Source organism: Ruegeria sp. CDSC045, assembly GCF_059610725.1.
Genome location: NZ_JBXWOE010000001.1, coordinates 578474 through 605061 on the forward strand (window position 1 = coordinate 578474; position 26588 = coordinate 605061).

The 26588-nt window shown below is 56.3% G+C and carries 23 protein-coding genes and 3 tRNA genes; 16 read left to right on the top strand and 10 right to left on the bottom strand.

The features are described from left to right. Positions 1-24 precede the first annotated feature (24 nt). Positions 25-1416: a divergent polysaccharide deacetylase family protein gene (locus tag AC2FH6_RS02900; RefSeq protein ID WP_496691190.1), complete on the bottom strand. Its 1392-nt coding sequence runs from the start codon at positions 1414-1416 to the stop codon at positions 25-27. A gap of 193 nt (positions 1417-1609) precedes the next feature. On the opposite strand from AC2FH6_RS02900, the gene AC2FH6_RS02905 reads away from it, so the two are divergent. The 6 genes from AC2FH6_RS02905 to lexA all read left to right on the top strand — a co-directional run bounded on the left by AC2FH6_RS02905 (position 1610) and on the right by lexA (position 6434). Beyond that, on the top strand, positions 1610-2191 hold the full coding sequence (locus AC2FH6_RS02905; RefSeq protein WP_142633613.1) for an anthranilate synthase component II: 582 nt from the start codon (positions 1610-1612) through the stop codon (positions 2189-2191). Beyond that, entirely contained in the window at positions 2188-3207 is a 1020-nt protein-coding gene (gene trpD / locus AC2FH6_RS02910) for an anthranilate phosphoribosyltransferase (RefSeq protein ID WP_496700419.1), read from the top strand. The genes AC2FH6_RS02905 and trpD overlap by 4 nt, the downstream gene beginning before the upstream one ends. Next, positions 3204-4016, top strand: coding sequence for an indole-3-glycerol phosphate synthase TrpC (gene trpC / locus AC2FH6_RS02915; RefSeq protein ID WP_282021215.1), 813 nt, complete (start codon positions 3204-3206; stop codon positions 4014-4016). Before trpD ends, trpC begins: the two co-directional genes overlap by 4 nt. Continuing rightward, positions 4016-4489: a cyclic pyranopterin monophosphate synthase MoaC gene (gene moaC, locus AC2FH6_RS02920; protein ID WP_282021214.1), complete on the top strand. Its 474-nt coding sequence runs from the start codon at positions 4016-4018 to the stop codon at positions 4487-4489. Before trpC ends, moaC begins: the two co-directional genes overlap by 1 nt. Then, the gene (locus AC2FH6_RS02925) at positions 4486-5658 is read left to right on the top strand and encodes a molybdopterin molybdotransferase MoeA (protein WP_496701105.1); all 1173 of its coding nucleotides are present in this window, start codon (positions 4486-4488) and stop codon (positions 5656-5658) included. The genes moaC and AC2FH6_RS02925 overlap by 4 nt, the downstream gene beginning before the upstream one ends. 77 nt (positions 5659-5735) lie before the next feature. After that, positions 5736-6434 (top strand): transcriptional repressor LexA, encoded by a 699-nt coding sequence (gene lexA, locus AC2FH6_RS02930; RefSeq protein ID WP_282021212.1) that lies wholly within the window; start codon positions 5736-5738, stop codon positions 6432-6434. Positions 6435-6437: 3 nt separating this feature from the next. On the opposite strand, the gene AC2FH6_RS02935 is transcribed toward lexA, so the two are convergent. Then, positions 6438-8453, bottom strand: coding sequence for a ComEC/Rec2 family competence protein (locus tag AC2FH6_RS02935; protein ID WP_496701107.1), 2016 nt, complete (start codon positions 8451-8453; stop codon positions 6438-6440). Between the two features lie 78 nt (positions 8454-8531). Here AC2FH6_RS02935 and gltX point away from each other — a divergent pair, with 78 nt between their 5' ends. After that, entirely contained in the window at positions 8532-9932 is a 1401-nt protein-coding gene (gene gltX, locus AC2FH6_RS02940; RefSeq protein WP_496701109.1) for a glutamate--tRNA ligase, read from the top strand. A 121-nt stretch (positions 9933-10053) separates the two neighbouring features. After that, positions 10054-11349: a citrate synthase gene (gene gltA, locus AC2FH6_RS02945; protein ID WP_281972039.1), complete on the top strand. Its 1296-nt coding sequence runs from the start codon at positions 10054-10056 to the stop codon at positions 11347-11349. A gap of 53 nt (positions 11350-11402) precedes the next feature. Here gltA and AC2FH6_RS02950 read toward each other — a convergent pair whose 3' ends face one another. Then, the gene (locus AC2FH6_RS02950; protein WP_496701112.1) at positions 11403-12488 is read right to left on the bottom strand and encodes a PA0069 family radical SAM protein; all 1086 of its coding nucleotides are present in this window, start codon (positions 12486-12488) and stop codon (positions 11403-11405) included. A gap of 280 nt (positions 12489-12768) precedes the next feature. On the opposite strand from AC2FH6_RS02950, the gene AC2FH6_RS02955 reads away from it, so the two are divergent. Both AC2FH6_RS02955 and AC2FH6_RS02960 read left to right on the top strand, forming a co-directional pair. Continuing rightward, positions 12769-13467, top strand: coding sequence for a corrinoid protein (locus tag AC2FH6_RS02955; RefSeq protein WP_271947279.1), 699 nt, complete (start codon positions 12769-12771; stop codon positions 13465-13467). A gap of 154 nt (positions 13468-13621) precedes the next feature. Next, the gene (locus tag AC2FH6_RS02960; RefSeq protein ID WP_496691185.1) at positions 13622-14284 is read left to right on the top strand and encodes a DUF1638 domain-containing protein; all 663 of its coding nucleotides are present in this window, start codon (positions 13622-13624) and stop codon (positions 14282-14284) included. Here AC2FH6_RS02960 and AC2FH6_RS02965 read toward each other — a convergent pair. After that, on the bottom strand, positions 14281-14691 hold the full coding sequence (locus tag AC2FH6_RS02965; RefSeq protein ID WP_496700428.1) for a SufE family protein: 411 nt from the start codon (positions 14689-14691) through the stop codon (positions 14281-14283). The two genes, AC2FH6_RS02960 and AC2FH6_RS02965, sit on opposite strands and share 4 nt — an antisense overlap. Before the next feature lie 139 nt (positions 14692-14830). On the opposite strand from AC2FH6_RS02965, the gene AC2FH6_RS02970 reads away from it, so the two are divergent. Continuing rightward, complete coding sequence (locus AC2FH6_RS02970) at positions 14831-15355, top strand: hypothetical protein (RefSeq protein ID WP_496701114.1); 525 nt, start codon at positions 14831-14833, stop codon at positions 15353-15355. A 6-nt stretch (positions 15356-15361) separates the two neighbouring features. Here AC2FH6_RS02970 and rnd read toward each other — a convergent pair whose 3' ends face one another. The 3 genes from rnd to purM all read right to left on the bottom strand — a co-directional run bounded on the left by rnd (position 15362) and on the right by purM (position 18272). Continuing rightward, positions 15362-16519, bottom strand: coding sequence for a ribonuclease D (rnd, locus tag AC2FH6_RS02975; RefSeq protein ID WP_496688199.1), 1158 nt, complete (start codon positions 16517-16519; stop codon positions 15362-15364). A 113-nt stretch (positions 16520-16632) separates the two neighbouring features. Further along, a complete protein-coding gene (purN, locus tag AC2FH6_RS02980; protein ID WP_496695576.1) occupies positions 16633-17229 on the bottom strand; it encodes a phosphoribosylglycinamide formyltransferase in 597 nt (198 codons plus the stop codon). Then, positions 17226-18272, bottom strand: a complete 1047-nt coding sequence (purM, locus tag AC2FH6_RS02985) for a phosphoribosylformylglycinamidine cyclo-ligase (protein ID WP_496701115.1) — start codon at positions 18270-18272, stop codon at positions 17226-17228. The genes purN and purM overlap by 4 nt, the downstream gene beginning before the upstream one ends. Before the next feature lie 107 nt (positions 18273-18379). On the opposite strand from purM, the gene AC2FH6_RS02990 reads away from it, so the two are divergent. Then, positions 18380-18456: transfer RNA gene (locus AC2FH6_RS02990), tRNA-Ile, on the top strand. Between the two features lie 245 nt (positions 18457-18701). On the opposite strand, the gene AC2FH6_RS02995 is transcribed toward AC2FH6_RS02990, so the two are convergent. Beyond that, complete coding sequence (locus AC2FH6_RS02995; protein ID WP_142633580.1) at positions 18702-20021, bottom strand: ATP-binding protein; 1320 nt, start codon at positions 20019-20021, stop codon at positions 18702-18704. Positions 20022-20065: 44 nt separating this feature from the next. Here AC2FH6_RS02995 and AC2FH6_RS03000 point away from each other — a divergent pair, with 44 nt between their 5' ends. The 4 genes from AC2FH6_RS03000 to AC2FH6_RS03015 all read left to right on the top strand — a co-directional run bounded on the left by AC2FH6_RS03000 (position 20066) and on the right by AC2FH6_RS03015 (position 23118). Then, the gene (locus AC2FH6_RS03000) at positions 20066-20980 is read left to right on the top strand and encodes an MBL fold metallo-hydrolase (protein WP_496701117.1); all 915 of its coding nucleotides are present in this window, start codon (positions 20066-20068) and stop codon (positions 20978-20980) included. A gap of 80 nt (positions 20981-21060) precedes the next feature. Beyond that, positions 21061-21135, top strand: a tRNA-Asn gene (locus AC2FH6_RS03005). Between the two features lie 127 nt (positions 21136-21262). Further along, positions 21263-21337 (top strand) — tRNA-Asn (locus tag AC2FH6_RS03010). 317 nt (positions 21338-21654) lie between these two features. Next, positions 21655-23118: a flavin-containing monooxygenase gene (locus AC2FH6_RS03015; RefSeq protein ID WP_496701119.1), complete on the top strand. Its 1464-nt coding sequence runs from the start codon at positions 21655-21657 to the stop codon at positions 23116-23118. A gap of 83 nt (positions 23119-23201) precedes the next feature. Here the strand turns inward: AC2FH6_RS03015 and AC2FH6_RS03020 are convergent, their stop codons facing one another. Further along, a complete protein-coding gene (locus AC2FH6_RS03020) occupies positions 23202-24821 on the bottom strand; it encodes a long-chain-fatty-acid--CoA ligase (RefSeq protein ID WP_496691177.1) in 1620 nt (539 codons plus the stop codon). Positions 24822-24972: 151 nt separating this feature from the next. Further along, positions 24973-26586 (bottom strand): glucose-6-phosphate isomerase, encoded by a 1614-nt coding sequence (gene pgi, locus AC2FH6_RS03025; protein WP_496701121.1) that lies wholly within the window; start codon positions 26584-26586, stop codon positions 24973-24975. Positions 26587-26588 lie beyond the last annotated feature (2 nt).

A 26588-nucleotide genomic window follows, 5' to 3' on the forward strand; every position in this document is an offset into this window, starting at 1 on the left:
TTTCGGGGAAGGATGTGATCGGGCTTATTGTGCCCCTTGCATCATCACCGCCGAAATAGGCGCCATTGCTACGCGGCCTCCGCGATCTTCCAGACCCCAAAGCAGCAAGGCGGATATGGTATCCGGGCGCAACCGGCCCAACATGACAACAGTGCCTTCCTGCCCGGCCCGGAACGCAGCCTGGTCCAGGAAACGTCGCATGATTTTTGCATCCTGCCGCGCGCCGTCGATATCCCTGAAAATTACCGCAGACGGAATTCCATTACGGGAGGCCAACTTCTGAACCGTGTTGAGCCCGTTATCCTGAGTGATCAGTCCTCGACCCGTTCCACCGGCGATGGCGGCGACCTGATCCGCCAGTTTCCGGTTACCCTGGATGCCGGATCCATCACCTTCAAGAATTCCTACCGTTTCGGGCAACGCTTCAAGCCACACCGAAAGCGATACCTCAGCATCCTGTGCGCTGGCCGCCTTGGGCAGGTCAGCAGTGACCATCACTTCGAACCCGGCCGCCCGATGTCGAGCCATTTTCTCAGCTGCATCGGGGTCTGATGGGCGCACCGCAAACGTAAGCGGATATGGGAAATCCTGAAGCGCCTCGGCGCCATATGCACCCTCATCGTCAATCAGAATGATCGACATGAGGGGTTTGGAATCCGGATTGTCAAACTTCTCTGCGAAGGCCTCGATCGGTTTACCTACAGGAACCTCTTCCTGCGGATCTTGGGCTGCTTCATCATCTCGTTCAGTCAAAGGCACTACACGACGCCCGATAGTGGTATTTCCCGACGTGTTGTCCTCTGCGCCGATCTGCGGAACCGAGGCGATACGCGGTAGCGGCTGACTGGGCAGCGTGTCCTCGTCCCCTTCCACTGCGATTGGGTTATCCTCCGGATTCACCTCCAGCTCGATTGATTCCGAAGGCGAGACTTCGGGCAAGGGCTCGGCAAGAGCAACCTGATCAGCCGGTGGCTCAGGGGCATCTTCTTCGGCATCTGGGCTGAGGTCGGCAAGCGGCGCAGGCTGAACGGGGACAGGCATTCGCGGAACGACCGGGGCCTCACTCGAGATGCTTACGGAATCCGCCTCGCTCGGCGTCGGCGCTTCGACCGGAACGCTTACGTCATTCACTACCGGCTGGCTGTCCGGGGCGTTCTCAGCTTCGGATAAACCCGCCAGAGAATCCTCTTCTTCGACTTCATTCTCGGGCGTCTGCGCAGGGAGTTTGAGCAGATCGGCATCTGCACCCGCCTCAGCGACAACCTCGGAGCTCTCCGACGTCTGCACCGGTGCAGGTTCTGGTGCGACTGTCGCTATGGACGGCTTTTTCGACAGCGGCGCGTTGAGCGATAAGACTGCCCCCAGCACCACTACGACAACTGCGCCTGCGATCATTCCGCCGACAAATCCGCCCATAATATTTGCCTCTCGCCTTAGTCCTGCTGCCTTGCCCTTGCACCATCTGTTGTGGCACCTGCCTGCAGGACCGCCAAGTTCGGGATGCACCCTTGACGCTGCCCCACAAGCCTGAGCATGTATGTGCCAACACTATACCGTGGCCTTGGGTTGCATCGCCAGCCCGAAATGACCAACACGAGACAAGAGCCAAATGCTGCTGCTGATCGACAACTACGACTCATTTACCTACAACCTCGTACATTATTTAGGCGAACTTGGCTCGGAAATGGTCATTCGAAGGAATGACGCGCTGGACGTGCAAGAAGCGATGGCCATGAACCCCGCTGGCATCCTGCTCAGCCCTGGCCCTTGCGACCCTGACCGGGCAGGCATTTGCCTTGCCCTGACCGAGGCAGCCGCCGAAACACGGACGCCTTTGTTGGGTGTCTGCCTTGGCCATCAGACCATAGGTCAGGTTTTCGGTGGAAAAGTCACGCGTTGCCATGAGATTGTGCATGGCAAAATGGGAACAATGCACCACACCGGTAAAGGTGTGTTCGCGGGCCTGCCCACGCCGTTTGAGGCGACGCGCTATCATTCGCTGATTGTAGACCGCGATACCCTGCCCGATTGCCTGGAGATTACGGCGGAATTGGAAGATGGCACCATAATGGGCCTCCAGCACCGCGAACTGCCCATTCATGGCGTACAGTTCCACCCGGAATCCATCGCTTCCGAGCACGGCCACGCGTTGCTCAAGAATTTCCTGTCCGAGATGAAAGTTCCCGCATGAGCGACGCCCTGAAACCGCTGATCGGAGTTGCCGCCGACCGCCCCCTGACACGCGCCGAAGCGGAAGAAGCCTTTGGGATCCTGTTTGACGGCGCCGCAACACCCAGCCAGATCGGCGGGCTTTTGATGGCTATGCGCACACGCGGTGAGACCGTCGATGAATATGCCGCCGCCGCTGCCGTGATGCGTGCAAAATGCAATGCAGTTCAGGCACCAGCTGGCGCGATGGATATCGTAGGCACCGGCGGTGACGGCAAGGGAACGCTGAATATCTCGACCGCGACCGCCTTTGTGGTTGCGGGTGCCGGTGTCACCGTGGCCAAACACGGCAACAGGAACCTGAGTTCTAAATCCGGAGCCGCAGATGCGCTAGGCCAGCTGGGTATCAATGTTATGGTCGGCCCGCAAACCGTTGAAAATGCACTGCAAGATGTCGGCATCGGATTCATGATGGCCCCCATGCATCACCCGGCGATTGCGCATGTCATGCCCACCCGGCAAGAGCTTGGGACACGGACGATCTTTAACATTCTCGGTCCGCTGACCAATCCGGCAGGCGTCAAGCGGCAGTTGACCGGAGCCTTTAGCCGAGAGTTGATCCGCCCGATGGCCGAAACGTTGGGCCTGCTTGGGTCCGACCGCGCATGGCTGGTACACGGATCGGACGGCACAGACGAATTGACCATCACGGGTATCAGTTGGATTGCGGCCCTCGAAGACGGCACAATTAAAGAGGTCGAGCTTCACCCAGAAGATGCAGGGCTGCCGGTACATCCCTTCGAGGACATTCTCGGCGGAACCCCCGAGGAAAACGCAGTAGCCTTCCGAGCTCTTCTAGACGGTGAGGCCTCCGCCTATCGCGATGCGGTATTGTTGAATGCCGCAGCAGCCCTGGTCGTCGCAGAGGCCGCTGCTGATCTGCGCGAAGGTGTCGCAAAAGCCGCTGAAAGTATCGACAGCGGAAAAGCCAAAGACAAGATCGCGGCCCTGGCCCGCATTACTCAGGAGGCCGCATGACCGAAACGGTTCTGGACAAAATCAAAGCTTACAAGCTCGAAGAGGTCGCTTCGGACAAGGCCAATAAGTCTCTGGAAGCTGTTGAAAACGAAGCAAGATCAGCCTCTGAACCGCGCGGATTCGCATCGGCGTTGCAAATGGCTGTACGTAGCGGGTACGGGCTGATTGCAGAAGTCAAAAAAGCCAGCCCCTCCAAAGGTCTGATCCGCGCTGACTTTGATCCACCAGCACTTGCACAAGCTTACGAAGAAGGCGGCGCTGCCTGCCTTTCCGTGTTGACCGACACGCCCAGCTTTCAGGGTGCCAAAGAGTTTCTGGTTCAGGCACGCGCAGCCTGTTCTTTGCCGGTTCTACGCAAAGATTTCATGTACGATCCCTATCAGGTGGCTGAAGCCCGCGCTCTTGGGGCGGATTGTATTCTGATCATCATGGCATCGGTTGATGACAGCCAGGCGGCTGAATTGGAACAGACCGCCTTTGACTGGGGCATGGACGTTCTGATTGAAGTTCATGATGAAGCCGAGCTGGAACGTGCAACGCAGCTCAAAAGCCCGTTGATTGGGATAAACAACCGTAATCTCAAGACCTTCGAGACCACTCTTGATACGACACGCCGCCTGTCAAAACTAGTTCCCGCTGACCGGACCATCGTTTGCGAAAGCGGGTTGAGCACACCAGCAGACTTGGCCGATATCGCCCGTTACGGTGCGCGTTGTTTTCTAATTGGCGAGAGCCTGATGCGTCAGGAAGACGTCGCAGCAGCGACACACGATCTGCTGTCGCGTCCGCTCAGCCCGGGTGTGATGTGATGCCGCTGACTCACTTCGATGCCCAGGGACAGGCTCATATGGTCGATGTGTCGAACAAGCCCATCACGGATCGTGTCGCCGTCGCAGCGGCTCGTATCACGATGGCACAAGATACGTTCGACTTGATCGCAGAAGGTCGCGCCAAAAAAGGTGACGTCTTGGGGGTGGCACGTCTGGCCGGTATCATGGGGGCAAAGAAGACACCCGATCTGATCCCGCTATGTCACCCACTGCCAGTGACCAAAGTTACCGTAGACCTGACACTGGACCCAGAATTACCCGGCATACAGGTACAAGCAACCGTCAAGACATCTGGTCAAACCGGCGTGGAAATGGAGGCGCTGACAGCGGCCTCAACTGCCGCACTGACCATATACGACATGGCCAAAGCCGTCGATAAGGCAATGGAAATTGGCGGCATTCGCGTCTTGCTAAAAGATGGTGGTAAGTCAGGCCGTTACGAGGCGAAATGATAACCGTTGAAAGCGCCCGGGCGCAGCTATTCGATCTTGTAAACACCCTCCCCTCGGAGACGGCTCCCTTGATGGATGCGGCGGGTAGAGTACTGGCCGAGGATGTAGCAGCCACACGCGATCAGCCGCCATTCGCTTCGTCTTCGATGGATGGCTACGCGGTAAAGTCGACCGAGGTCGAGCTGCACGCCATGTTCAAAGTCATTGGCGAGGCTGCGGCCGGTCGGCGATTTGACGGTCAGGTTGGACCCGGACAGGCGGTTCGGATCTTCACTGGCGCCCCTATTCCTGAAGGTGCAGATTTTGTTGTCATTCAAGAGAATGTTGATCGCCGAGGTGACCTGATCACCATTTCTGATCTGCCGGGCCCTAAATCCAACATTCGTCCAAAAGGCGTCGATTTCGAAATTGGCGCCAAGATTACGGCTCCACGTCGTTTGAGCCCCGAGGATCTGGCGCTTTTGGCGGCGATGAATATCCCCATGGTGCCGGTTGCACGTAAACCCGTGGTCGCGCTGATCGCAACCGGGGATGAATTGATCATGCCCGGCGAAACACCGGGACCGGATCAGATAATCGCCTCAAACACCTTTGGTATCAAAGCCTTGCTAGAGGATGTTGGAGCGCATGTGCGGGTTCTGCCCATCGCCTCTGACACGGTTTCGTCCCTCGAGACCGCCTTTGCCCTAGCAGCCGACGTTGATTTGGTGGTTACGATCGGCGGTGCCTCGGTTGGGGATTATGATCTTGTCTCTCAGGTCACCACCGCACTGGGGTTGGAGCGGAGTTTTTACAAAATCCGCATGCGCCCCGGCAAACCGCTGATGGCCGGTCGCTTGGGCGATAGCGTGATGGTTGGACTTCCGGGTAATCCGGTCAGCGCAATGGTTTGCAGCTATCTGTTTCTTGCCCCGATGATCCGTAAGATGCTGGGCCTGGAACAGGTTCTGACCCCGCTTCAAAGCGCCAATTTAACTGAGGCTATCCCAGCGAATGGGCCGCGCGAGCATTACATGCGCGCTATCGTGACTGGTGATGGAATTAAAGCCTGCCAAAACCAGGACAGTTCGCTGCTCAGCGTGCTTGCCGAAGCAAACGCGCTTTTGGTTCGGCAACCCAATGACCCGGCACGCCTGGCCGGAGACGAAGTGATGTTCCTTCCGATCTGAGTCCCTACAAGATCATTGACACAAAACGTGAACATGCGTAGAACAAAAGAAAACGCATGAGCGACGAGGTGTGAGCAATGCTGACCAAGAAGCAGTTGGATTTGTTGGAGTTCATCCATAAACGCGTTCAGGCGGATGGCGTCCCCCCAAGTTTCGATGAAATGAAAGCTGCGCTGGACCTGCGGTCCAAATCCGGCATCCATCGGTTGATCACAGCGCTTGAAGAACGCGGCTTTATCCGTCGTCTGGCCCATCGTGCCCGTGCCATCGAAATCGTCAAACTTCCTGAAAGCCTGGGAGGAGAGCCAACAGTCGCTTTCAAACCCCGTGTTATCGAAGGTGACAAGCCCGAAGGCAAACGCCCCGCGAATTTCGAACCAGTGACCGTAGACGCAATGGAATTGCCGGTCATGGGACGCATCGCAGCAGGTGTTCCGATCGAGGCGATCAGCCATGTCTCGCACCGCGTTGCCGTCCCCGGAAGCATGGTTTCCGGCAGAGGCGAGCACTACGCACTTGAAGTACGCGGCGATTCGATGATTGACGCTGGCATCAACGACGGCGATGTGGTCGTCATCCGCGAAACCTCCGCGGCTGATAATGGCGATATCGTTGTCGCGCTGGTCGAAGATCAGGAAGCAACGCTCAAACGGTTCTATCGGAGAGGTCAGGCGATAGCGCTTGAGGCTGCCAACCCGGCCTATGAAACGCGTGTACTGCCCGAAGATAAGGTCAAGGTTCAGGGCCGTTTGGTTGGGCTGATCCGAAGCTATTGATCTTTAGTTGTCTGGCGACCACAGCCTTTTGCCTATGACTTCGGCACTGGTCATTACGTTTCCGCCGGACAGTGCAATACTTCCTGTCTTGTTCAACAACTCGGGATCAATCACCATACAGGTGCCGGACAGCTGGACCGGAACAGCAGAGATGACGATTTGGTCATCTCCACATTCGCTGAATTCGCGCGCAGATCGTTTGCCAGTGAGGTGAATCAGCTCTTTGCCCTGCCAGAAATATCTTTGCGACAGATCTTTCCCATCGGGCCAGCGATTTGCGGCAGTTTTCTGGCTCGCGCCGTCTCCGTCGTTTTCAAGCCATACGGTTGCAATAAATTTGCTGCCCTTTTCCTTGCTCAGCGCGCGCCCCTGATCAGTCATCACACCAACTAACCCACCGGAGTCTGCGACCAAAACTTCCGGACGGTTACCCTGCCCCCAAAGCGCAATCGCCACCATGCAAGGTGCGACGCCGACCCACCTTGCCCCACCGCGCCACAAGGCGATCCAGAGCGCGCCCAATGCAAATATGGGCAAGACGTAGGACGGTGGACTGACCACATAACCTTGCGCACCTTCCAGTCTCGAGATCCAGTCTGAAACCGCCAGAATCCATTCCAACCCTGCCCCCATGACCGCCAGCCCAAACCACTCAAGCCCGAATGGCGCCAGGATTGCGGCAATAACGGCCGCAGGAACCACGACGGTTCCCATCACCGGGACCGACAGCATATTCGCAACCAGCCCATAGTGAGACAGTGAATTGAAATGCGCCGCCCCAATCGGTGCGGTGGCAAGCCCCGCTATGGCAGATGACATCAACACCCCGATAATGGGCCGTAGCCATTTTGGCCCGAAAGCAGAACCGAAACCACGTAAGGCTCCGAAAACGGCCACCAGTGCCGTTGTTGCAGCAAAGGACATCTGAAAACCGGGACTTAACAGAGATTCTGGTCGCAACGACAGCACGATAAGGGCAGCGACGGCCACCGCGCGTAGCGAAATTGACCTTCTGTCGATCAAAATGGCCCCCAGCATTACGCTGACCATGATAAAGGCCCGCTCTGTTGCGACATTCCCGCCAGACAGCAATAGATAAACAACCGCCGCGACCAAGGCGCAAACCGCTGCAATCTTGCGGACCGGAAGTCTAAGAGCGAGCACCGGGACAGCAGACAGCGTGACCCTGCAGATCAGATAAACAAAACCTGTCAACAACCCCATATGCAATCCGGATATCGCCAACAGATGAGCCAGATTAGATGCCCGTAGATTGTTCAGCGTTTCCTGCCCCATTCCGCTGCGATCACCCGTCGTGACAGCCGCGGCGAAACCTCCGACCTCTCCAGGCAGCAATGCGCGCACATGTTCAGAAATCGCCATCCTCCACGCCGTGATGCGGAGATTGGTCCTGTCCGGCGGGGCAACCGACAATACCGGTACGCGCGTGTATCCGACTGCCCCTAAACGTTGAAACCATGCGTGGCGACGGAAATCGAAACCGCCGGGCTCTACCGGCCCCTGAGGCGGCGACAGATGACCTGTTGTCATGATCCTTTGCCCAGGAACCAGCGCGACATCCCCACCATGCAGGGAAAGTCGGACGCGCCGCGGTCGTCGATCCAAGGGCACGTCCCCTAATCGCACCCGATCGAGCGTCACCCGCAGCGCATCCGACGCAGAGCGGTCTATGGCGACAACACGTCCCTCGACCGGGCCATAGTACCGCCAAGACAGAACCGGCTCTGCCACCGTATGGGCACGTGCGCCGGCCAGGATAAACCCGGCAGCGATCAGCGTCCCCCCGATTGCCAACGAAGCCCAGCCAGACCGCGATTTGCGGGCCATCCCCATAGCCGCAACAATCACCGCGCTGAAACAAATGTAAATCTGCCACCCCGGCTCGAACCGGAGCGCGAAATACAGGCCGATGCCAATGGCCAAGCACACTGGTGACCACTGAAACAAATAGCCTGTCTGGTTCAGCAATGCGGTCTCGACCCGTGCCAGAACACGCATGGTTGCCCCCGTCCTTCGGGCTCGTTAGACAGGCGCCAAGTTAAGCCCGACACGGTTACCAAAAGGTTAATCCACACTATGTCCGATCAGGTCGTCACCCGTTTTGCACCTTCACCCACTGGTTTTCTTCACATCGGCGGCGCGCGCACTGCATTGTTCAACTGGCTCTTTGCTCGGGGACGTGGTGGCAAGTTCTTATTGCGGATTGAAGACACGGACCGCGAACGCTCAACTCCAGAGGCTACTGCAGCAATTCTTCAGGGGATGTCCTGGTTGGGCCTGGACCATGATGGCGATGTGATCAGCCAATTCGAAGGCGCCCCGCGTCATGCTGAAGTGGCACATCAGCTGCTAGCGGACGGCAAAGCCTACAAATGTTTTTCGACCCAGGACGAGATCACAGCCTTTCGCGAACAGGCGCGTGCAGAGGGAAAATCGACGCTGTTCCAGAGCCCCTGGCGCGACGCTGACCCTTCGACCCAACCTGACGCCCCATATGCGATCCGCATAAAGGCACCGCGGGACGGGGTCACCGTGATCCGCGATCAGGTTCAGGGCGACGTGACAATCCGCAACGATCAGTTGGACGACATGATCCTGCTGCGCTCGGACGGAACACCGGTTTATATGCTGGCGGTTGTTGTGGATGATCACGACATGGGTGTGACCCATGTTATCCGGGGCGACGATCACCTGAACAATGCCGCACGCCAGATGATGATCTATGAAGCCATGGGTTGGGATGTTCCGGTCTGGGCACATATTCCGTTGATTCATGGTCCGGACGGCAAGAAACTATCCAAACGTCACGGAGCTTTGGGTGCCCAAGAATATCAGGCGATGGGGTACCCGGCCGCGGGTATGCGCAACTATCTAGCCCGTCTCGGCTGGAGCCATGGGGATGACGAATTCTTTACAGATGAGCAGGCGAAAGAGTGGTTCGATCTGACTGGAATCGGTAAAAGCCCTGCACGGTTCGATCTGAAAAAGCTCGAGAATCTATGTGGTCAGCATATTCCAATCACTGTCGATGCCGCGTTGCGGCAGGAAATTCAGGGATACCTGGCGGCGGCGGGACTGCCCGCTCTCACCAATGCACAATCAGGTGATCTGGAACGTGCGATGTATTGCCTCAAGGATCGGGCACGCACATTCCCGGAACTCCTTGAAAAAGCGCATTTTGTGCTGACGTCACGCCCGATCAAACCTGATGAGAAGGCTGCAAAGGCGCTGTCCTCTGTATCCGACGGTATACTGAGTGAATTGACGCCGCACGTGCAAAATGCTAGCTGGACCCGGAACGAACTGGAGAGTGCCCTGAACTCGTTTGCAGAAGCGAAAGGGCTAAAGTTTGGCAAGCTGGCAGGGCCATTGCGCGCTGCATTGGCTGGTCGGGCTGTAACGCCTTCGGTTTTTGATATGATGCTTGTGCTTGGGCGGGATGAAACCCTGGCACGGCTCTCCGACGCAGCGACATAACCAAAGGTTTCACATTTGGGTAACGCTGCTCCGCTAACACCCGGGCTGCGCCCCTGTGCGCAACCGTTGCCCGCCGAAACGGACGACGATCCGTTTCACGTATGAATGAGGAAGGGACATTATGACCGACAGCAATAAATCAGCCACTTTGACCGTACATGGTAAAACATACGAGTTGCCGGTTCATTCGCCTACCGTGGGACCTGATGTCATCGACATCCGCAAGCTGTACAGCGAAGCGGATGTGTTCACCTATGACCCCGGCTTCACCTCGACAGCCAGCTGCGACAGCACCATCACCTATATCGACGGCGAAAAAGGTGAACTGCTGCACCGTGGCTATCCGATCGACCAGTTGGCCGAGAAATCGCATTTCCTCGAAGTGTGCTACCTGCTGCTTTACGGAGAGCTGCCGGCGGCCAAGGAACTGGAAAAGTTTGAAACCACGATCACCCGCCACACCATGCTGCACGAACAGATGCAGTATTTCTATCGTGGCTTCCGCCGTGATGCGCATCCGATGGCGATCATGGTCGGTGTCGTGGGCGCGATGTCTGCGTTCTATCACGATTCGACCGATGTTTCCGACCCGCATCAGCGTGAGGTCGCATCCCATCGTCTGATCGCCAAGATGCCGACCATCGCTGCCTGGGCTTACAAGTATCACACCGGTCAGCCCTTCGTGTACCCGCGCAACGATCTGGATTATGCGTCAAACTTCCTGCGCATGTGCTTCAGCGTCCCTGCCGAGGAATATGAGGTGAACCCAATCCTCAGCCGCGCGATGGACCGCATCTTTACTCTGCACGCGGATCACGAACAGAATGCCTCTACTTCGACCGTGCGTCTGGCCTCGTCCTCGGGGGCGAATCCGTTTGCGTGCATTGCCGCTGGTATCGCGTGTCTTTGGGGCCCTGCCCATGGCGGCGCAAACCAGGCCTGCCTTGAAATGCTGGAAGAAATTGGCACGGTTGACCGTATCCCGGAATATATCGCCCGCGCCAAAGACAAGGCCGATCCGTTCCGCCTGATGGGCTTTGGTCACCGCGTCTATAAGAACTTTGACCCGCGCGCCAAGGTTATGAAGCAATCCGCCGACGAAGTGTTGGATCTGCTGGGGATTGAGGACAATCCCAAGCTGCAAGTCGCCAAGGCGTTGGAAAAACAGGCGTTGGAAGATCCGTATTTCTCCGAAAAGAAACTGTTCCCGAACGTGGACTTCTATTCGGGAATCATCCTCGAGGCGATGGGTTTCCCGACGTCGATGTTCACCCCAATTTTCGCACTGTCGCGCACCGTTGGCTGGGTCAGTCAGTGGAAAGAGATGATCGCAGATCCACAGAACAAAATCGGCCGCCCGCGCCAGCTCTATCTGGGCGAAACCAGTCGCGATTACGTGGACATCGAAAAACGCTGATTTCGATTCCCAACAAACCAAACAGCCCCGGACCAGAATCCGGGGCTGATTTGTTAGAACAGCGTCAACTGGTCCCCGGCTTGGGGCGGGATATCGAACAAATCGCACCGCAGCTTCGGGGTGCGCGTTGCAAGGCCTAGCCGCTTTACAGCCAGTGAAAACCGTTTAGCCACCATCTCGGCATATTCGCCCTCACCGCGCATTCGGTGGCCCCAACGCGGATCATAGTCCCGGCCCCCGTGCATTTGCCGAAGCTTGGACATGACTTTTTCGGCGCGCGTTGGCTCTTGCTCTTGCAGCCAGGTTTGCCAAAGTTCCGAAACTTCGCGCGGCAACCGCAGCATAATCCAGCTTGCTGCATCCGCCCCGGCATCCCTGCCCGCCTCTAGCAGGCTTTCCATCTCATGATCTGTCAAACCGGGAATTGAAGGAGAGGTCATGACCCGCACCGGAACCCCCGCTTCGGTCAGCCTGCGAATGATTTTCAGGCGCCGATTTGGCGCGGGTGCCCGTGGCTCCATTCGGCGCGATAAATCCGCATCCAACGTGGTCAGAGATATCCCGACCCGAACCAAACCCTGTTCCGCCATCTGTGCGAACAGATCGAGATCACGTTCGATCAATGCCCCCTTGGTCACAATCGCAACCGGATGGCGAAACTCAGTAAGCACCGACAAACAAGACCTTGTGATTCCCAGGTTTTTTTCAACAGGCTGATAAGGGTCTGTATTGGTTCCAATCGCAATCGGCGCAACACTGTAACCTTTCGCAGAAAGCTCTTTGCGAAGAAGCTCGGCCGCATTGGGTCGGGCAATCAAGCGCGTCTCAAAATCCAGCCCCGGCGACAGACCCAGATAGGCGTGGCTGGGCCGTGCAAAGCAATAGATGCAGCCGTGCTCGCACCCCCGATAGGGGTTGATCGAACGATCAAATGGCAAGTCGGGGGAGCGGTTATAAGTGATTATGCTGCGTGCCGTCTCGTGCCTGACTTCAGTCCGCAACGGAGGAAGATCGTCATCATACCCCCAGCCGTCATCGCAGGGGATTGTGTCAAACCGTTCGAATCTGCCTGCCGTATTTTCCGTGGCTGCTCGCCCCTTGGCAATGGCCGAAGGAAGGTTTGTTCTACTTTTGTTCATGCCATTTGGTATATGGAATATCGACCGGTCCGGCAAGCGGCACATTTACCTTTCTGAGGCATCATCAGAGCCCCAATCAGCCCCTGGACATTTGGTGCATTTGAACGAATTGCAGGATGTTCATGTGTAAAATGACGTCGAGATAACGACAAATTTGGCCTATAGGTCGGTCTCGGAACTGCCAAGGTCGCAATCGTCACAGTAGTATTACGGCGAAATGGCCAAAACGGAAAAAATGCCACCACGGGCGCAAGGCCCGAACAGCTCAGGGAAACGCCCCATGTCCGATGAAGAAGACATCGTCCTGTCCGAACTGAACGACGACGAACTGGTCGAACAGATGTTCGATGACCTTTACGACGGTCTGAAAGAAGAAATCGAAGAAGGTGTGAACATCCTGCTGGAGCGCGGATGGACACCTTATGACATCCTGACCAAGGCACTGGTCGGCGGCATGACGGTTGTGGGCCACGACTTCCGTGACGGCATTCTGTTCGTACCCGAGGTCTTGCTGGCCGCAAACGCAATGAAGGGCGGCATGTTTATCCTCAAGCCGCTGCTGGCCGAAACCGGCGCACCGCGCGTTGGTAAAATGGTGATCGGCACTGTTAAAGGCGACATTCACGACATTGGCAAAAACCTGGTGTCAATGATGATGGAAGGCGCCGGATTCGAGGTTGTTGATATCGGCATCAACAACCCCGTCGAAAACTATCTGGAAGCGCTTGATACCGAACAGCCCGATATCCTGGGCATGTCGGCCCTGCTGACGACGACCATGCCATATATGAAAGTCGTGATCGACACACTGATCGAACAGGGTCGGCGCGACGACTATATCGTTCTGGTTGGCGGCGCGCCCCTGAACGAAGAGTTCGGCAAGGCGATCGGTGCTGATGCCTATTGCCGTGACGCGGCCGTAGCTGTTGAGACGGCAAAGGATTTTGTCTCGCGCAAGCACAATCAGCTGGCGGGTTGATCGACATCTAAACCATTTCAGGGCCGTCCGGTTTTCGGGCGGCCTTTTTCATTTATTCACCCTACCCTGATCCGAAGCCGACATTATGTGTCGAATACGGGCTTGCCAGCCACCGAATAAGCCGATTTTCTAGATAACGAGAAAGAGGCGCGAAATGACTCAGGACCAACTTCCCGACGACGCCAGCCTGACAACACAGGGCTATTCAGACCATCACGGCGCAGGGCGAATTCTGTTATTGGCCTGCGGTGCGCTGGCGCGGGAAATCCTGGACCTAAAGCGTCGTAATGGCTGGGATCATATGGAACTGACCTGCTTGCCCGCCATCTTGCACATCCACCCGGAACGGATCACGCAGGCGGTGGAAGAGGCCGTTGCCAAACACCGCGACCAATACGATAAAGTTTATGTCGTCTACGCAGATTGCGGCACCGGTGGCCTGTTGCAGAAAGCCTGCGGGGAGATGGGCGTGGAGATGATTAAAGGGCCCCACTGCTATTCTTTCTTCGAGGGGAACCAGGTCTTTGAAAATCGCGGCGAGGATGAAACTACAGCGTTCTACCTAACAGATTTTCTGGCACGTCAATTCGATGCCTTCGTCTGGAAGCCGCTGGGGCTGGATCGCCACCCCGAGCTTAGGGAAATGTATTTCGGCAACTACACGAAACTGGTTTATCAGGCACAGACTGATGATGCGGTTCTGACCGAACGGGCCAAGGAGTGCGCAGACCGAATGGGCCTGGCTTTCGAGCGCCGTTTTACCGGTTATGGTGATCTGCAATCCACGCTGAGCGACTGGGCCAACCGCCCGCTTTAGGCGGCCTCTATCGCGACCTCGCGGATACGGTCGATCATCGCCCTCAAACCGTTAGATCGTTGCGCGGAAAGATGATCGTTTAACCCCAGCCGCGCCAGTTCGCCTCCTGCGTCAACCTGCGGGACTTCTTGAACCGGCAGGCCGTTATATAGGGATCGCAGAACCGCAATCAGCCCCCTCACGATCAGAGCATCACTGTCGCCGTCAAAATGAAAGGTCCCTCCCTCGACACTGGGATGCAGCCAGACCTGGCTGGCGCAACCATGGACTTTGGTTGCCTGCACCTTCAACGCATCATCCAATGGCGCCATCGCTTTCCCCTGCTCGATGACATGGCGGTACCGGTCTTCCCAGTCCTCCAGGAATTCGAAATCTTCGACGATTTCTTCAAAAGCAGGTGTCGCCATCTCGGGGCTGTCCTCTCATTGGGTTCACATTTTTGAACTATGATCCTGACCAGCATCTGTCCAGCCCCCCACGTGGCTTTTCAAACCCGGAAAAGTGCTATAACTCATTGCCATATAGACTGCTCTGGGTGTTGTGACGATGAAGAAATCACTGTCTGTTCTTTTGGCTGCTGCCTTGACCCTGTCGGCTTGCAGCGCTTGGCGTGATTCTCGGGTCAACCCGACAAACTGGTTTGGGTCCAGAACTCCGGCACCCTCTGAAGTCTCGGTGAACGATGCAAATGCGCTGGTTCCCCAGACAGACGATGGTGTTGGCCTGTTTTCCAAGAAGCCACCCGAGGATAAGAGCTTCCCGATCGCCAAGATCGAAGAATTGCGGATCGATCCAATTCCGAATGGAGCTATCGTTTACACGACTGGGATTGCTGCAAGGCAGGGTGCATATAATGCGCGGCTTGTTCGTGTTGAAAGCGAAGAGAATGCAAAAAACGGCATTCTCGAATTCACGTTCCGTGTCGACTACCCGTCATATGCGACAAGCCAGGGGACCGAACGGTCCCGAAGGGTATCCAATGCAATCAATATCAGCCGAGACGAGCTTGCAAACATTCGGCTGGTCCGTGTCAAAGGGGAACAAAATGCCCTGGAATCCCGCCGCAGATAATTCCTGCTAAAGCTCTACGACCGTGACGGTCTGCCCTTTAGCTGCCAGGGCGATTTTGCCATCGCACAGTTTCAGGGCATCTTCGCCGAATACCTCGAACCGCCAACCGGACATTGCAGGTAATTCCCGTTCACCGGCTGCGATCTGATCCAGTTCGGAACTGGTAGCAATCAGTTTGGCGGCCACGCCCGAGCTTTCCGTTTTTGATTTCAGCAGCACCCGCAATAGGTCGGCAAGCGCAGGATTTACCTTCAACTTGTCACGGCTGGTATCAATCTTGGGCAATTTTTCTGGTGGGCAATTAACACCCTTTTTGACGGCGGCCAGAATCCCATCCGCAATGACCCCTTTGCGGGCCTCGCGCAGCAGCAGGCGCGATCCACCCAAATCTGAGAAAGATTTCGGCTTGGTCGATGCCAGTTCGATCAGCGCGTCATCTTTGAACACACGGCTGCGCGGTACGTTGTTTTCCTGCGCATAGGCTTCGCGGAACTCGGCCAACTCGCGAACAACGGCCAGAAACTTGGCCGAGTTCGTCCGGGTTTTGATACGCTTCCACGCGTTTTCGGGCTGGATCTCATAGGTGCCGGATTGCGTCAGCGTGCGCAGCTCTTCGGCGACCCAATGGCTGCGCTTGGTTTTCGTCAGCTCGGCCGCCAGATATTCATAGATTTTCCGCAGATGCGTTACATCCGCCAGCGCATAGGTCTTTTGCGCCTCGGACAGCGGGCGGCGTGACCAGTCGGTGAATCGAGAGGTCTTGTCCACGCCTTCCTTACAAATCTTGCGCACCAGGGTTTCATAGCCAACCTGCTCGCCAAATCCGCAGACCATAGCAGCGACCTGCGTGTCGAACAGAGGGTTGGGGAACACACCCGCCTCAACCCAGAAAATCTCAAGATCCTGACGGGCTGCGTGAAATACTTTGACCACGCTTTCATCGGCGAAGAGCTCGTACAAAGGCTCCAGAGTCATCCCTTCGGCCAACGGGTCGACCAAAACGGCGCTGTCTTCGTCGGGCGACGGGACCGCCAGTTGAAGCAGGCAAAGTTTTGAATAGTAGGTCCGTTCGCGCAGGAACTCGGTATCTACGGTTACGTAATCAAAGGCCGCAGCCGCTTTGCAGAAATCGGCCAGCTCTTGCGTCGTCGTGAGGGTTTTCATTCGTGGTGCTATTCTTGCTTTTGTTTTTAATCACCCGTCAGTCCTACACGTTTCCGGGCCGTCGGGCGAACCATAGGCCGAATGGCAACCGCGTGTAAATCACCCCGCGGGATTCACGGCAAAAGCACCGGCGTGCGGTCATTTCCGGCAAAGCGGCGCAATACGGCCGGATAAAGCCTGTGTTCGTAGGTCAGAACGCGCGCCGCCAAAGTCTCAGGAGTGTCTCCAGCCTCAATATTCAGGCGGGCTTGCCCCAAGATTGGGCCATCGTCCAGCGCTGCGGTCACTTCGTGAACCGAGCAACCATGCTCGATATCACCTGCTGCAATCGCACGGGCATGGGTGTTCAGACCCTTGTATTTTGGCAACAGTGACGGGTGGATGTTCAGCATCCGACCCTGAAAGCGCGAGACGAAATCACCGGTCAGCACCCGCATGAACCCAGCCAAACACACGATGTCCGGTTGTGCTTGCTCTAACGGTTTCAGCAGCTCGGCCTCAAAAGCTGCGCGGTCGCCCTTGAATGGCCGGTGATCTACGGCTGCCGTTGCAATTCCCCGATCAGCTGCCTTCTTCAGTCCCCCAGCCTCAGCATCGTTCGACAAGACCAAACAAGGTCTGGCCGGATGGTCACCGGTCATGCTGTCGACCAGAGAGACCATATTCGACCCCCCACCTGAGAGCAGAATGGCGACGCGCTTATGGCTCACAGCAATTTGCCCGAATAGGCCACTCCTGCGGTGTCGGTTACGGTGCCAATCCGCGAAACCGTCTCACCAGCTTGGGCCAGCAGTGCCGACAGGTCGTCGGCCTGCTCTGCGCCGCAAACCACGATCATGCCGATGCCGCAGTTGAAGGTCTTGAGCATCTCGGATTCAGCAATACCGCCGGTTTCGGCCATCCAGCGGAATACGGGTGGCAGATCCCAGGAGCTCAAGTCGATCTGGGCACCCAACCCTTCAGGCAGCACGCGGGGCAGGTTTTCGGTCAGGCCACCGCCGGTGATATGGGCGAGCGCATGCACCCCGCCTGTCCGGATCGCCTGTAGCGCAGGTTTCACGTAAAGGCGCGTCGGGGTCAGCAGTGCCTCGCCCAGCGATCCATCCCCAAAGGGAGATGCCGCATCCCAACCCAAGCCCGAAAGCTCGACCAGCTTGCGCACTAGCGAATAGCCATTGGAATGCACCCCGTTTGAGGCCAGCCCAAGCAACACGTCACCCTGTTGAACATCTGCAGGAAGGTGTGCGCCGCGCTCCATCGCACCGACCGAAAACCCGGCCAAATCGAAATCACCATCGGGATACATGCCCGGCATCTCGGCAGTTTCGCCACCGATCAATGCGCAATCCGATTGAACGCAGCCTTCGGCAATGCCCTCAATAATCCGTGCGGCGGTCTCGGTATCCAGTTTGCCTGTTGCGAAATAGTCGAGGAAGAAAAGTGGCTCGGCACCCTGACAGATCAGATCGTTGACGCACATGGCCACAAGATCGATACCGACGCCATCGACCAGGCCTGTATCAATCGCGATCCGCAACTTGGTGCCAACACCGTCGGTGGCGCCGACAAGAATCGGATCCCGATAACCTGCATCCTTCAGGTCGAACAATGCGCCGAACCCGCCCAGCCCGCTCATCACACCGGATCTATTGGTCCGCTTGGCAGCAGGTTTTATCCGGTCGACCAGAGCATTCCCCGCATCAATATCAACGCCCGCATCCGCGTAGGTGATTCCGTTTTTGCCCGCTGTCATGGCCAACCTCTTTTGAATGGTTCCCGCGCGGGTTAGTCGATTGTTGGAGATGTTGCAACGGTCAGGCTTGACGCGGGCGTTCACCATGATAGGCAAAGCGCCTAGGCGGGCCTGTAGCTCAATTGGTTAGAGCAGAGCGCTCATAACGCTTTGGTTGGGGGTTCGAGTCCCTCCGGGCCTACCAAATTCCGCAAATTTTCCTTTAGAAACAACGATCGATCAGCCCGAAAATAGAGAGAGATGCTCCACGACCTAACAATAGGTTGCGAGGCAAGTGCCCCACGGTTTCAGGACATATCTTCGATTCCCGCCCGGGATATCCCGGTAACTTTTCAGGCGCTTGAATCAGTTTATCGGTCACTGAACATCCGACAATCCAAGATGAACTCACACCAGATTTGGCAGAGCAGAGGTCCGGTGCACGATGCTCTAGCGACCGATGATAATATCGGCACACAGACCGCCCAGATGTTCGCTTTTGCCCAATCGAAGCACGCCGCCATGGGCTCGGGCGACATCTGCCACAATGGCCAACCCCAGACCAACACCGCTGCCCCGATTCTGGTTGCGCGCAGGATCCAATCGCGAGAAAGGTTTGACCGCTTCGGTGCGCTGCTCGGGCGGAATACCCGGACCATCATCTTCGACGCGGATACGCAGCGATTTGGAGGAGACCGACAGGCTGATCTCAGCGCGATTTCCGTACCTGACCGCATTCCCGATCAAGTTCTCTACCGCGCGACGAATAGCCGTCGGGCGCAACATCGCGGTTCCTGCGCCATCAACCTTTACCAATTCGACCTTATGCCCTGCCCTGCACGCATCCTTGACGATCTGCCGAAGGAACCTCTCAGGGTCTACGGATTCCGGCGCCACCTCTGCCGCTCCTTTGGAAAAGTCCAAAAACGCGTCCAGCAATAGCTGCATTTCATCCACGTCCTGTTGCAATGGCGCTGCCTCACCTTCGGGCAACAAAGACAGCCCAAGCTTGAGACGCGTCAAAGGCGTTCGCAAATCGTGGCTGACACCGGACAGCATCATGGTGCGCTGCTCCATCTGACGCTCAATCCGGGCGCGCATATCCAGAAACGCACTGCCAGCGGCCCGCACCTCGATCGCGCCGCCTGGCGAATAAGGAACAACCCGCCCGCGTCCGAACGCCTGTGCAGCCTCGGCCAGACGGGTGATCGGTCGTAGCTGGTTGCGCATGTACAAAAACGAAATGGTTGTCATGATGATCGCAAAGAACAAGACGGTCACAATCAACTGATGCGGCGCGGTTGGGGACAATCGCCGACGGTCGAAAGTTAGCTGCAATACACCCAAATCCGTCTGCAGATACAATCGAGCCTCCTGCCCGCTTGGCAAGGCGACCGCTACAAGATCGGGAAGCAAAGCGCGCAACTCGGATTCGACTTGAGGTGCAATGAAATCATACCAGCGGCGATTCCCGATGACTGGCGTTTCGTTTATCCCGAGAAACCGCAGTTTCATATCAAGCGCGGCCAGATCGGGCCGAAGTTCGGCCACCGCCTGATGCTGCGTTTCAGAATGTTCTATCACATCCGTAACCAGCGTAACCTCACGCGATGCGGCACGAGTCATTTGCGCGGTGACATCTTCCAGGTGCTTTTGCAAAAAGGCGACACTGATCACCAGCAGCATCACCACCACCGGCAAAATGAGAATCAAAGCCGCCCGAGCGTACAGGCTGCGCGGCATATAAAGTTTGAGCCATTGCGTCGTCATGGGTTAAACCTAACGGGCTGTTCAGACGAGAGAAAGAGTGCAGAATGCAAGCACCGGACGATTTCAATCCAATGCCAGGTCGAGATGACGAATTACAACCGGGCCTAAGGCGGATTCTCGCCCCCAACCCGTCTCCGATGACATATCGCGGCACCAATACATACTTGCTTGGCCAAACCGATCTTGCGGTGATTGACCCCGGCCCTGCCAATGCGGACCATCTGGATGCAATCCTGAACGCGGTTAAACCCGGACAACGGATCAGCCACATCATTGTCACACATTCTCATCTGGACCACTCTCCGCTGGCTGCACCGCTGGCCGAACGAACGCAAGCAAAGATCATTGCTTTCGGAGGCCCTGAAGCAGGCCGCAGTGAGGTGATGTCCGAATTGGCCAATCAGGGGCTCGCAGGCGGAGGTGAAGGGATCGACACGGCGTTCCGCCCGCATATCGAAGTCGAAGATGGTGATGTAATCGCCGCCGAAGGGTGGCAGTTGAATGTGATCCATACGCCTGGTCATCTTGGTAACCATATTGCGCTGGGTTGGGGGGATGTCTGCTTTACCGCCGATCATGTGATGGGTTGGGCCAGTTCATTGGTGTCACCACCTGATGGTGATCTGACCGATTTCATGGCGGCTTGCGAAAAGCTAGGACAACATAACTGGTCCGTATTCCACGCAGGGCATGGCGCACCGATTAACGACCCTGCCAAAAGGCTCGATTGGTTGATCACCCACCGGCGCGCCCGGGAAAAACAGATTCTGTCCGCATTGGAAACCAGGCCAGGAACCGCCCGGGAATTGGCCGAGCGAATCTATACCGAAACCCCCGCTGCCCTGTTGCCCGCTGCCGAACGGAATGTATTCGCCCATCTCGTTGATCTTACATGCCGATTTCTGATTGCACCGCAGTCAAAATTATCCGTCGGCGCGATCTTCGCCAGAACCCCATAGATGCCGAGGTAATTTTTTTTCCAAAACCGCGCTTCCCCTCTGGACGGCGAAATTTCGGGTTGCTATATGGCGCGAACCGTTCCGGCGTAGCTCAGCGGTAGAGCAGTTGACTGTTAATCAATTGGTCGTAGGTTCGATCCCTACCGCCGGAGCCAATTTCCCCAAAACACACCGCAAATTATCATGGATGCCCGCCTTCGCTGTGTGCATGTTTTTTCGACGAAAAAACTCACACCCCCCTCTGGACGGCGAAGAGTCGGGTTGCTATACGGCGCGAACCGTTCCGGCGTAGCTCAGCGGTAGAGCAGTTGACTGTTAATCAATTGGTCGTAGGTTCGATCCCTACCGCCGGAGCCAATCTTCCAAAATCTTCACGACTATAAAAACACCCTGCCTCAGGCCGTGCGCCATAACTCAAGGCAGATGATAAACGGTTTCAAAGGTTCATCCTCTAATTTTTTCATTCCCTTCAACTCAAAGTTGAGGGATAAGTTCCCAATTACATTTGCATTGAAGGACTTAGTCTGGGCCCAAGTTATTAGCAGGCTCAGGTGAACTTGAGATAAATTGAAAGAAGATTTTATGCCGGTCACGCTTGTCCCAAAGCCAAACCAGGTAGATCAGAAACGCCACTGGTAAGTCGCGAAACGGACATACGAGCATAAGGAAGTATCATGAAGCAGGTGAACTGTTTGATCATAGGTGCTGGCTTTGGCGGCATTGGTATGGGCTACCAGCTCAGACAAGCGGGAATCGACAGCTTCGCAATACTCGACAAGGCCACTGAATTTGGGGGCACTTGGCAGCATAACACCTATCCCGGTGCGGAATGCGATGTGCCCTCGCATTTGTATTCTTACTCTTTCAGCAAAACGCCGGACTGGAGCCGAAAATGGTCGGGACAGAAAGAGATTCTGGATTACATCCGGGATTGTGCGGAAACATTCGGAGTGATCGCGCATTTACGCCTTGGCTGCGCCGTCACTTCAGCAAGCTTCGATCCGACAAGTGAAATGTGGACTGTAACGACCAAGGGCAATGGAGATGAAACCTATCTCTGCCGCCACGTGGTTTGCTCGGTTGGTCAGTTGCACTTTCCCAACCGTATTGGGATACCGGGGATGAAGCTCTTCGGGGGAACCATATTCCATTCTGCCGAATGGCGCCATGATATCGACCTGAAGGACAAATCGGTTGCTGTGATTGGAAATGCAGCCAGCGCGCTGCAGTTCATCCCAGAGATCGCCAAACAGGCAGACATTCTGACAGTTTATCAACGCACGGCAAATTGGGTCATGCCCAAAGGCAACAAGACCTATGGCGAGAGCTTCAAGTCGCTGATGCGTTCGATGCCCTTCCTTCAAAAACTTTATCGCTTCCGCCTTTGGGCCGAGAATGAATTCAAGATCTTTCCAGTCATGAAAGGATCGAAACTGCACGAGATGCTGATGCAGAACATACTGAACCGGCATCTGGAAAAGACGATATCGGACCCAAAACTGCGCGAGGCGCTTCGGCCCAAATACCCGCCCGGCGCGCGTCGCCTTTTGGTCTCGGACAGCTACTATCAGACCCTGAACCAGGACAAGGTTGAGTTGGTGACGGAGGGAATCGACTGTTTCACCAAAGATGGGATCAAGACCACAGACGGTACCGAACGCAACCATGATGTGGTCATTCTTGGCACCGGGTTCCAATCCAACCCCTTCCTGCAAGCTATTGATATCAAGGGACGTGATGGTATCTTGTTGCGCGATGTTTGGGATGAAGGTGGTGCGCGGGCCTATCTTGGTATCTCGGTTCCCAAATTCCCTAATCTGCACATAATTTACGGACCAAACACAAACCTTGGCCACACGACGGTACTGGCCATGATCGAAGCGCAAATCGGTTTTGTCATCCAACTTATCAAGGCGGCCGATCACGGCACGATCGAAGTAAAACCTGAGGCGGCATTGCGTTTCGATGACGAGATGCAACAGCGTCTTGCCAAAAGTCAGTGGGCGCGGATCAAGCGCAGCTATTACAAAGATGGCGAGCGGATAACCACCAACTGGCCAGGCAGTTCGTTCGAGTATTTCAGGCGCACGAGGAAACCCAAACTGGCAGATTTCAGGCGTGGAACTTCAGAAGGCTGAGGGGCTATAGATCTACGTTCGCCGCGAAGTCAGAAAACCCGGCAAACCATCGCGCTTGTGTCTGCCAGACCAGTGATCTTGCGCTAGGTACTCAGCACATCTTTGAAGTCTTCCCGCAGGTTGCGTTTCAGGATCTTGCCAGTCGCGTTCAGTGGCAGCGCGTCCACAAAGACTACCCTGTCCGGGATCTGCCACTTGGCGATCTTACCACCAAAAAACGCCAGCAATTCTTCTTCGCTTGGGTTTGCCCCCTCGGCTTTCACCGCCACAAGAACGGGCCGTTCGTCCCATTTCGGATGCGGCACACCCACAACGGCTGCGCCTGCCAGCTTTGGATGTGCCACCGCGATATTTTCGAGCTCGACCGAACTGATCCATTCACCGCCGGATTTGATGATGTCCTTTGAGCGATCTCGGATCGTCATATACCCGTCCGGGTCCAGTGTCGCCACGTCGCCAGTGGCAAACCAACCGTCTTGCAGCAGACCCTGATCCTGCATCATGAAATAGCTGTCCAATACCCAGTATCCGCGCACCATCAGGTCTCCCTGTGTTTCACCGTCACGCGGAAGCTCATTGCCGAGATCATCAACGATTTTTAATTCGACCCCATAACAAGGACGGCCCTGACTTTCCCGAAGCCCATACTGCTCTTCTTTGGGCAGTTTTCCATGTTTCGCCAAGGGCTGGTTCGCGGTTCCCAGCGGGCTCATCTCGCTCATCCCCCAGGCGTGGACTGTATCAACACCGTAGGTTTCGCGGAACGTCTCGATCATCGACGGCGGACATGCGGCCCCACCAATAACTGTGCGCTCAAGACTGGACAGTTGACTGCCCGACTTCTTGGCAGAGGCCAGCAGACCCTGCCAGATCGTCGGCACACCCATGGCCAGTGTCACCCCATAGTTGTCAATCAAATTGACCAATGCCTCGCCATGCAAATCTGGTCCCGGTAATACCATCCGAGACCCCGACATCGCGCAAGCGTACGGCGATCCCCAAGCGTTCACATGGAACATCGGTACAACTGGCAGTACCACATCCATCGCCGAATACCCGATCACGTCACGCGTGTTGGACCCAAAACTGTGCAAAACTGTCGAGCGATGGGAATAGAGCACCCCCTTGGGGTTTCCGGTTGTGCCCGAGGTGTAACAAAGGCTTGAGGCTGTGTTTTCGTCCAGTCTGGGCCATTGATAGCCGGAATCACCGGTTTCGATCAGCTCATCATAGAACTGCACCCCTGGAACCTGCACGATTGCGTCATCATTCCGCGGACCCATAAACACGAAATGCTGCACCTCTGTCAGGTGGTCCTTCAAAGCGGCGACAAGCGGGATGAATGTGGCGTCGAAAAACAGAACCCGGTCCTGCGCATGATTGATGATATAGGTCAGCTGCTCTGGAAACAGCCTGGGGTTTACGGTGTGGCAGACGAATCCAGCACCCGAAGTGCCATAGTAGATTTCCAGATGGCGGCGGTTGTTCCATGCCAATGTCGCTATCCGAGCGTGCGGTTCCAACCCAAGACCTAACAGTGCAGAACCCAATTTTCGCGCGTTCTCGGCGACTTGCGACCAGTTTGTTTCAGTCAAACTGCCGTCAGTTTCGACAGAATAAATCTCGGTTTGGCCATGATAGCGATCGGCATGTTCGATCAGTGACGAGATCAGCAACGGTTGCGTCATCATTTGTCCCAGCATGGACATCCTCCCTGTGTCGGGGCCGCTTTTTGCAGCACCTTCTTGTTTGCCACGCATCTTCTGCAATCGGCGCGGTCAAAAGAAATCCTGCCAAGCATTTAATTGTCTGACAATAGAAGAATGCGTCATGCCAGGGCGGCAAAGCTGGCTTTTATTCGGTTTCCCGGTGCAACATGGCATAGGCAACAAGGGCGGCGGTTGACCCGTCTTTGGTCTCGGTACCTTCTGCACCGTCCACGATTGGCCCCAGTGAAGTCGCCAGTTCCTTGCCCAGTTCAACGCCCCACTGGTCAAAAGAGTTGATCCCCAACAGGACCCCTTCGACGAATACGCGATGCTCATACAGCGCAATGATCTGCCCCAGAACAAAAGGCGTTAGCTTGGGGTACATCAGCGTGGTCGAGGGACGATTGCCAGCAAACACCCGATGTCGGGCCTGACGTTCGCATTCTTCACCCGTCAACCCTTTGTCGGCCATGCGCTGCCGCGCCTCGTCCAGCGATCGGCCGCGCATCAGCGCCTCGGACTGGGCCAGACAGTTGGCCAGCAGCAGACGGTGATGGTGGGTCAGCTCAGGTTCATGTCCCTCGGCAGCGACCATGAATTCGCAAGGGATAACGTCTGTGCCCTGATGGATCAGCTGATAAAACGCATGCTGACCATTGGTACCAGGCTCACCCCAGACCACCGGACCCGAAGGAATGGTCAGCGCACTGCCGTCCATGGCAACGGATTTGCCATTCGACTCCATCTCGAGCTGCTGAAAATATGCGGGCAAGCGCAGGAGACGCTGATCGTATGGCAGCACGGCCCGGCTGGCATATCCCAGAACCTGCCGATGCCAGACACCGGTCAAAGCCAACATCACCGGCATATTCTCGGACCAATCGGCGGCGCAAAAATGCACGTCCATTGCCTGTCCACCACGCAAAAACGCGTCAAAGGCCGTCGAGCCTACGGCAATCATCACCGGCAGGCCCACAGGCCCCCAAACCGAATAACGCCCCCCGACCCAATCGGCGAAACCAAACACGCGCTGTTCGGGAATGCCAAAGGCCTGAGTCTTGTCCAAAGCGCTGGAAACCGCAGCAAACTGTCGGGCCGGCTCCCCACCGCCATCGACCATCCAGGCGCGCGCGGTGCGGGCATTGGTCATGGTTTCAATGGTCGTGAACGTCTTGGACGCGACAATCACAAGTGTCCGCGTCGGATCCAACTGCCGTAGAACATCGGCAATATGTGCCCCGTCTACATTCGAGACATAGTGCAGCCGCGGCCCGTCGTGATACGGAGCCAGCGCATGCGTGGCCATAACCGGTCCCAGATCAGACCCACCAATTCCGATATTCACCACATCGGTAAAGCTGCCCCCTGCCCCGGACACGGCCCCCCCACGGACCTCTTCGGCAAAGACACGCATCCGCTGTAGCGTATCCAGAACGCCAGGCATGACATCCAGACCATCCACGTCGACCGGACCGCCATCCAGATTCCGCAATGCCGAATGCAGAACCGAGCGTTCTTCGGTTTCATTGATCTTGGCACCCGCAAACATCGCGTCGCGCCTGTCGGCAAGCCCCGCCTCGTCGCATAGGCGGATCAGGGCTGCGCGAATGTCTGCGTCAATCTGCGTCTTTGAATAGTCAAACAGCATATCGCCCGTTGAGGTCGAGAAAACCTGTGCCCGATCCACGTCTTGTTCGAACAAGTCCAAAATGGAACGACCGCCATCTGACGCAAATGCCTTGAGAGTATCCAGGTTCATAA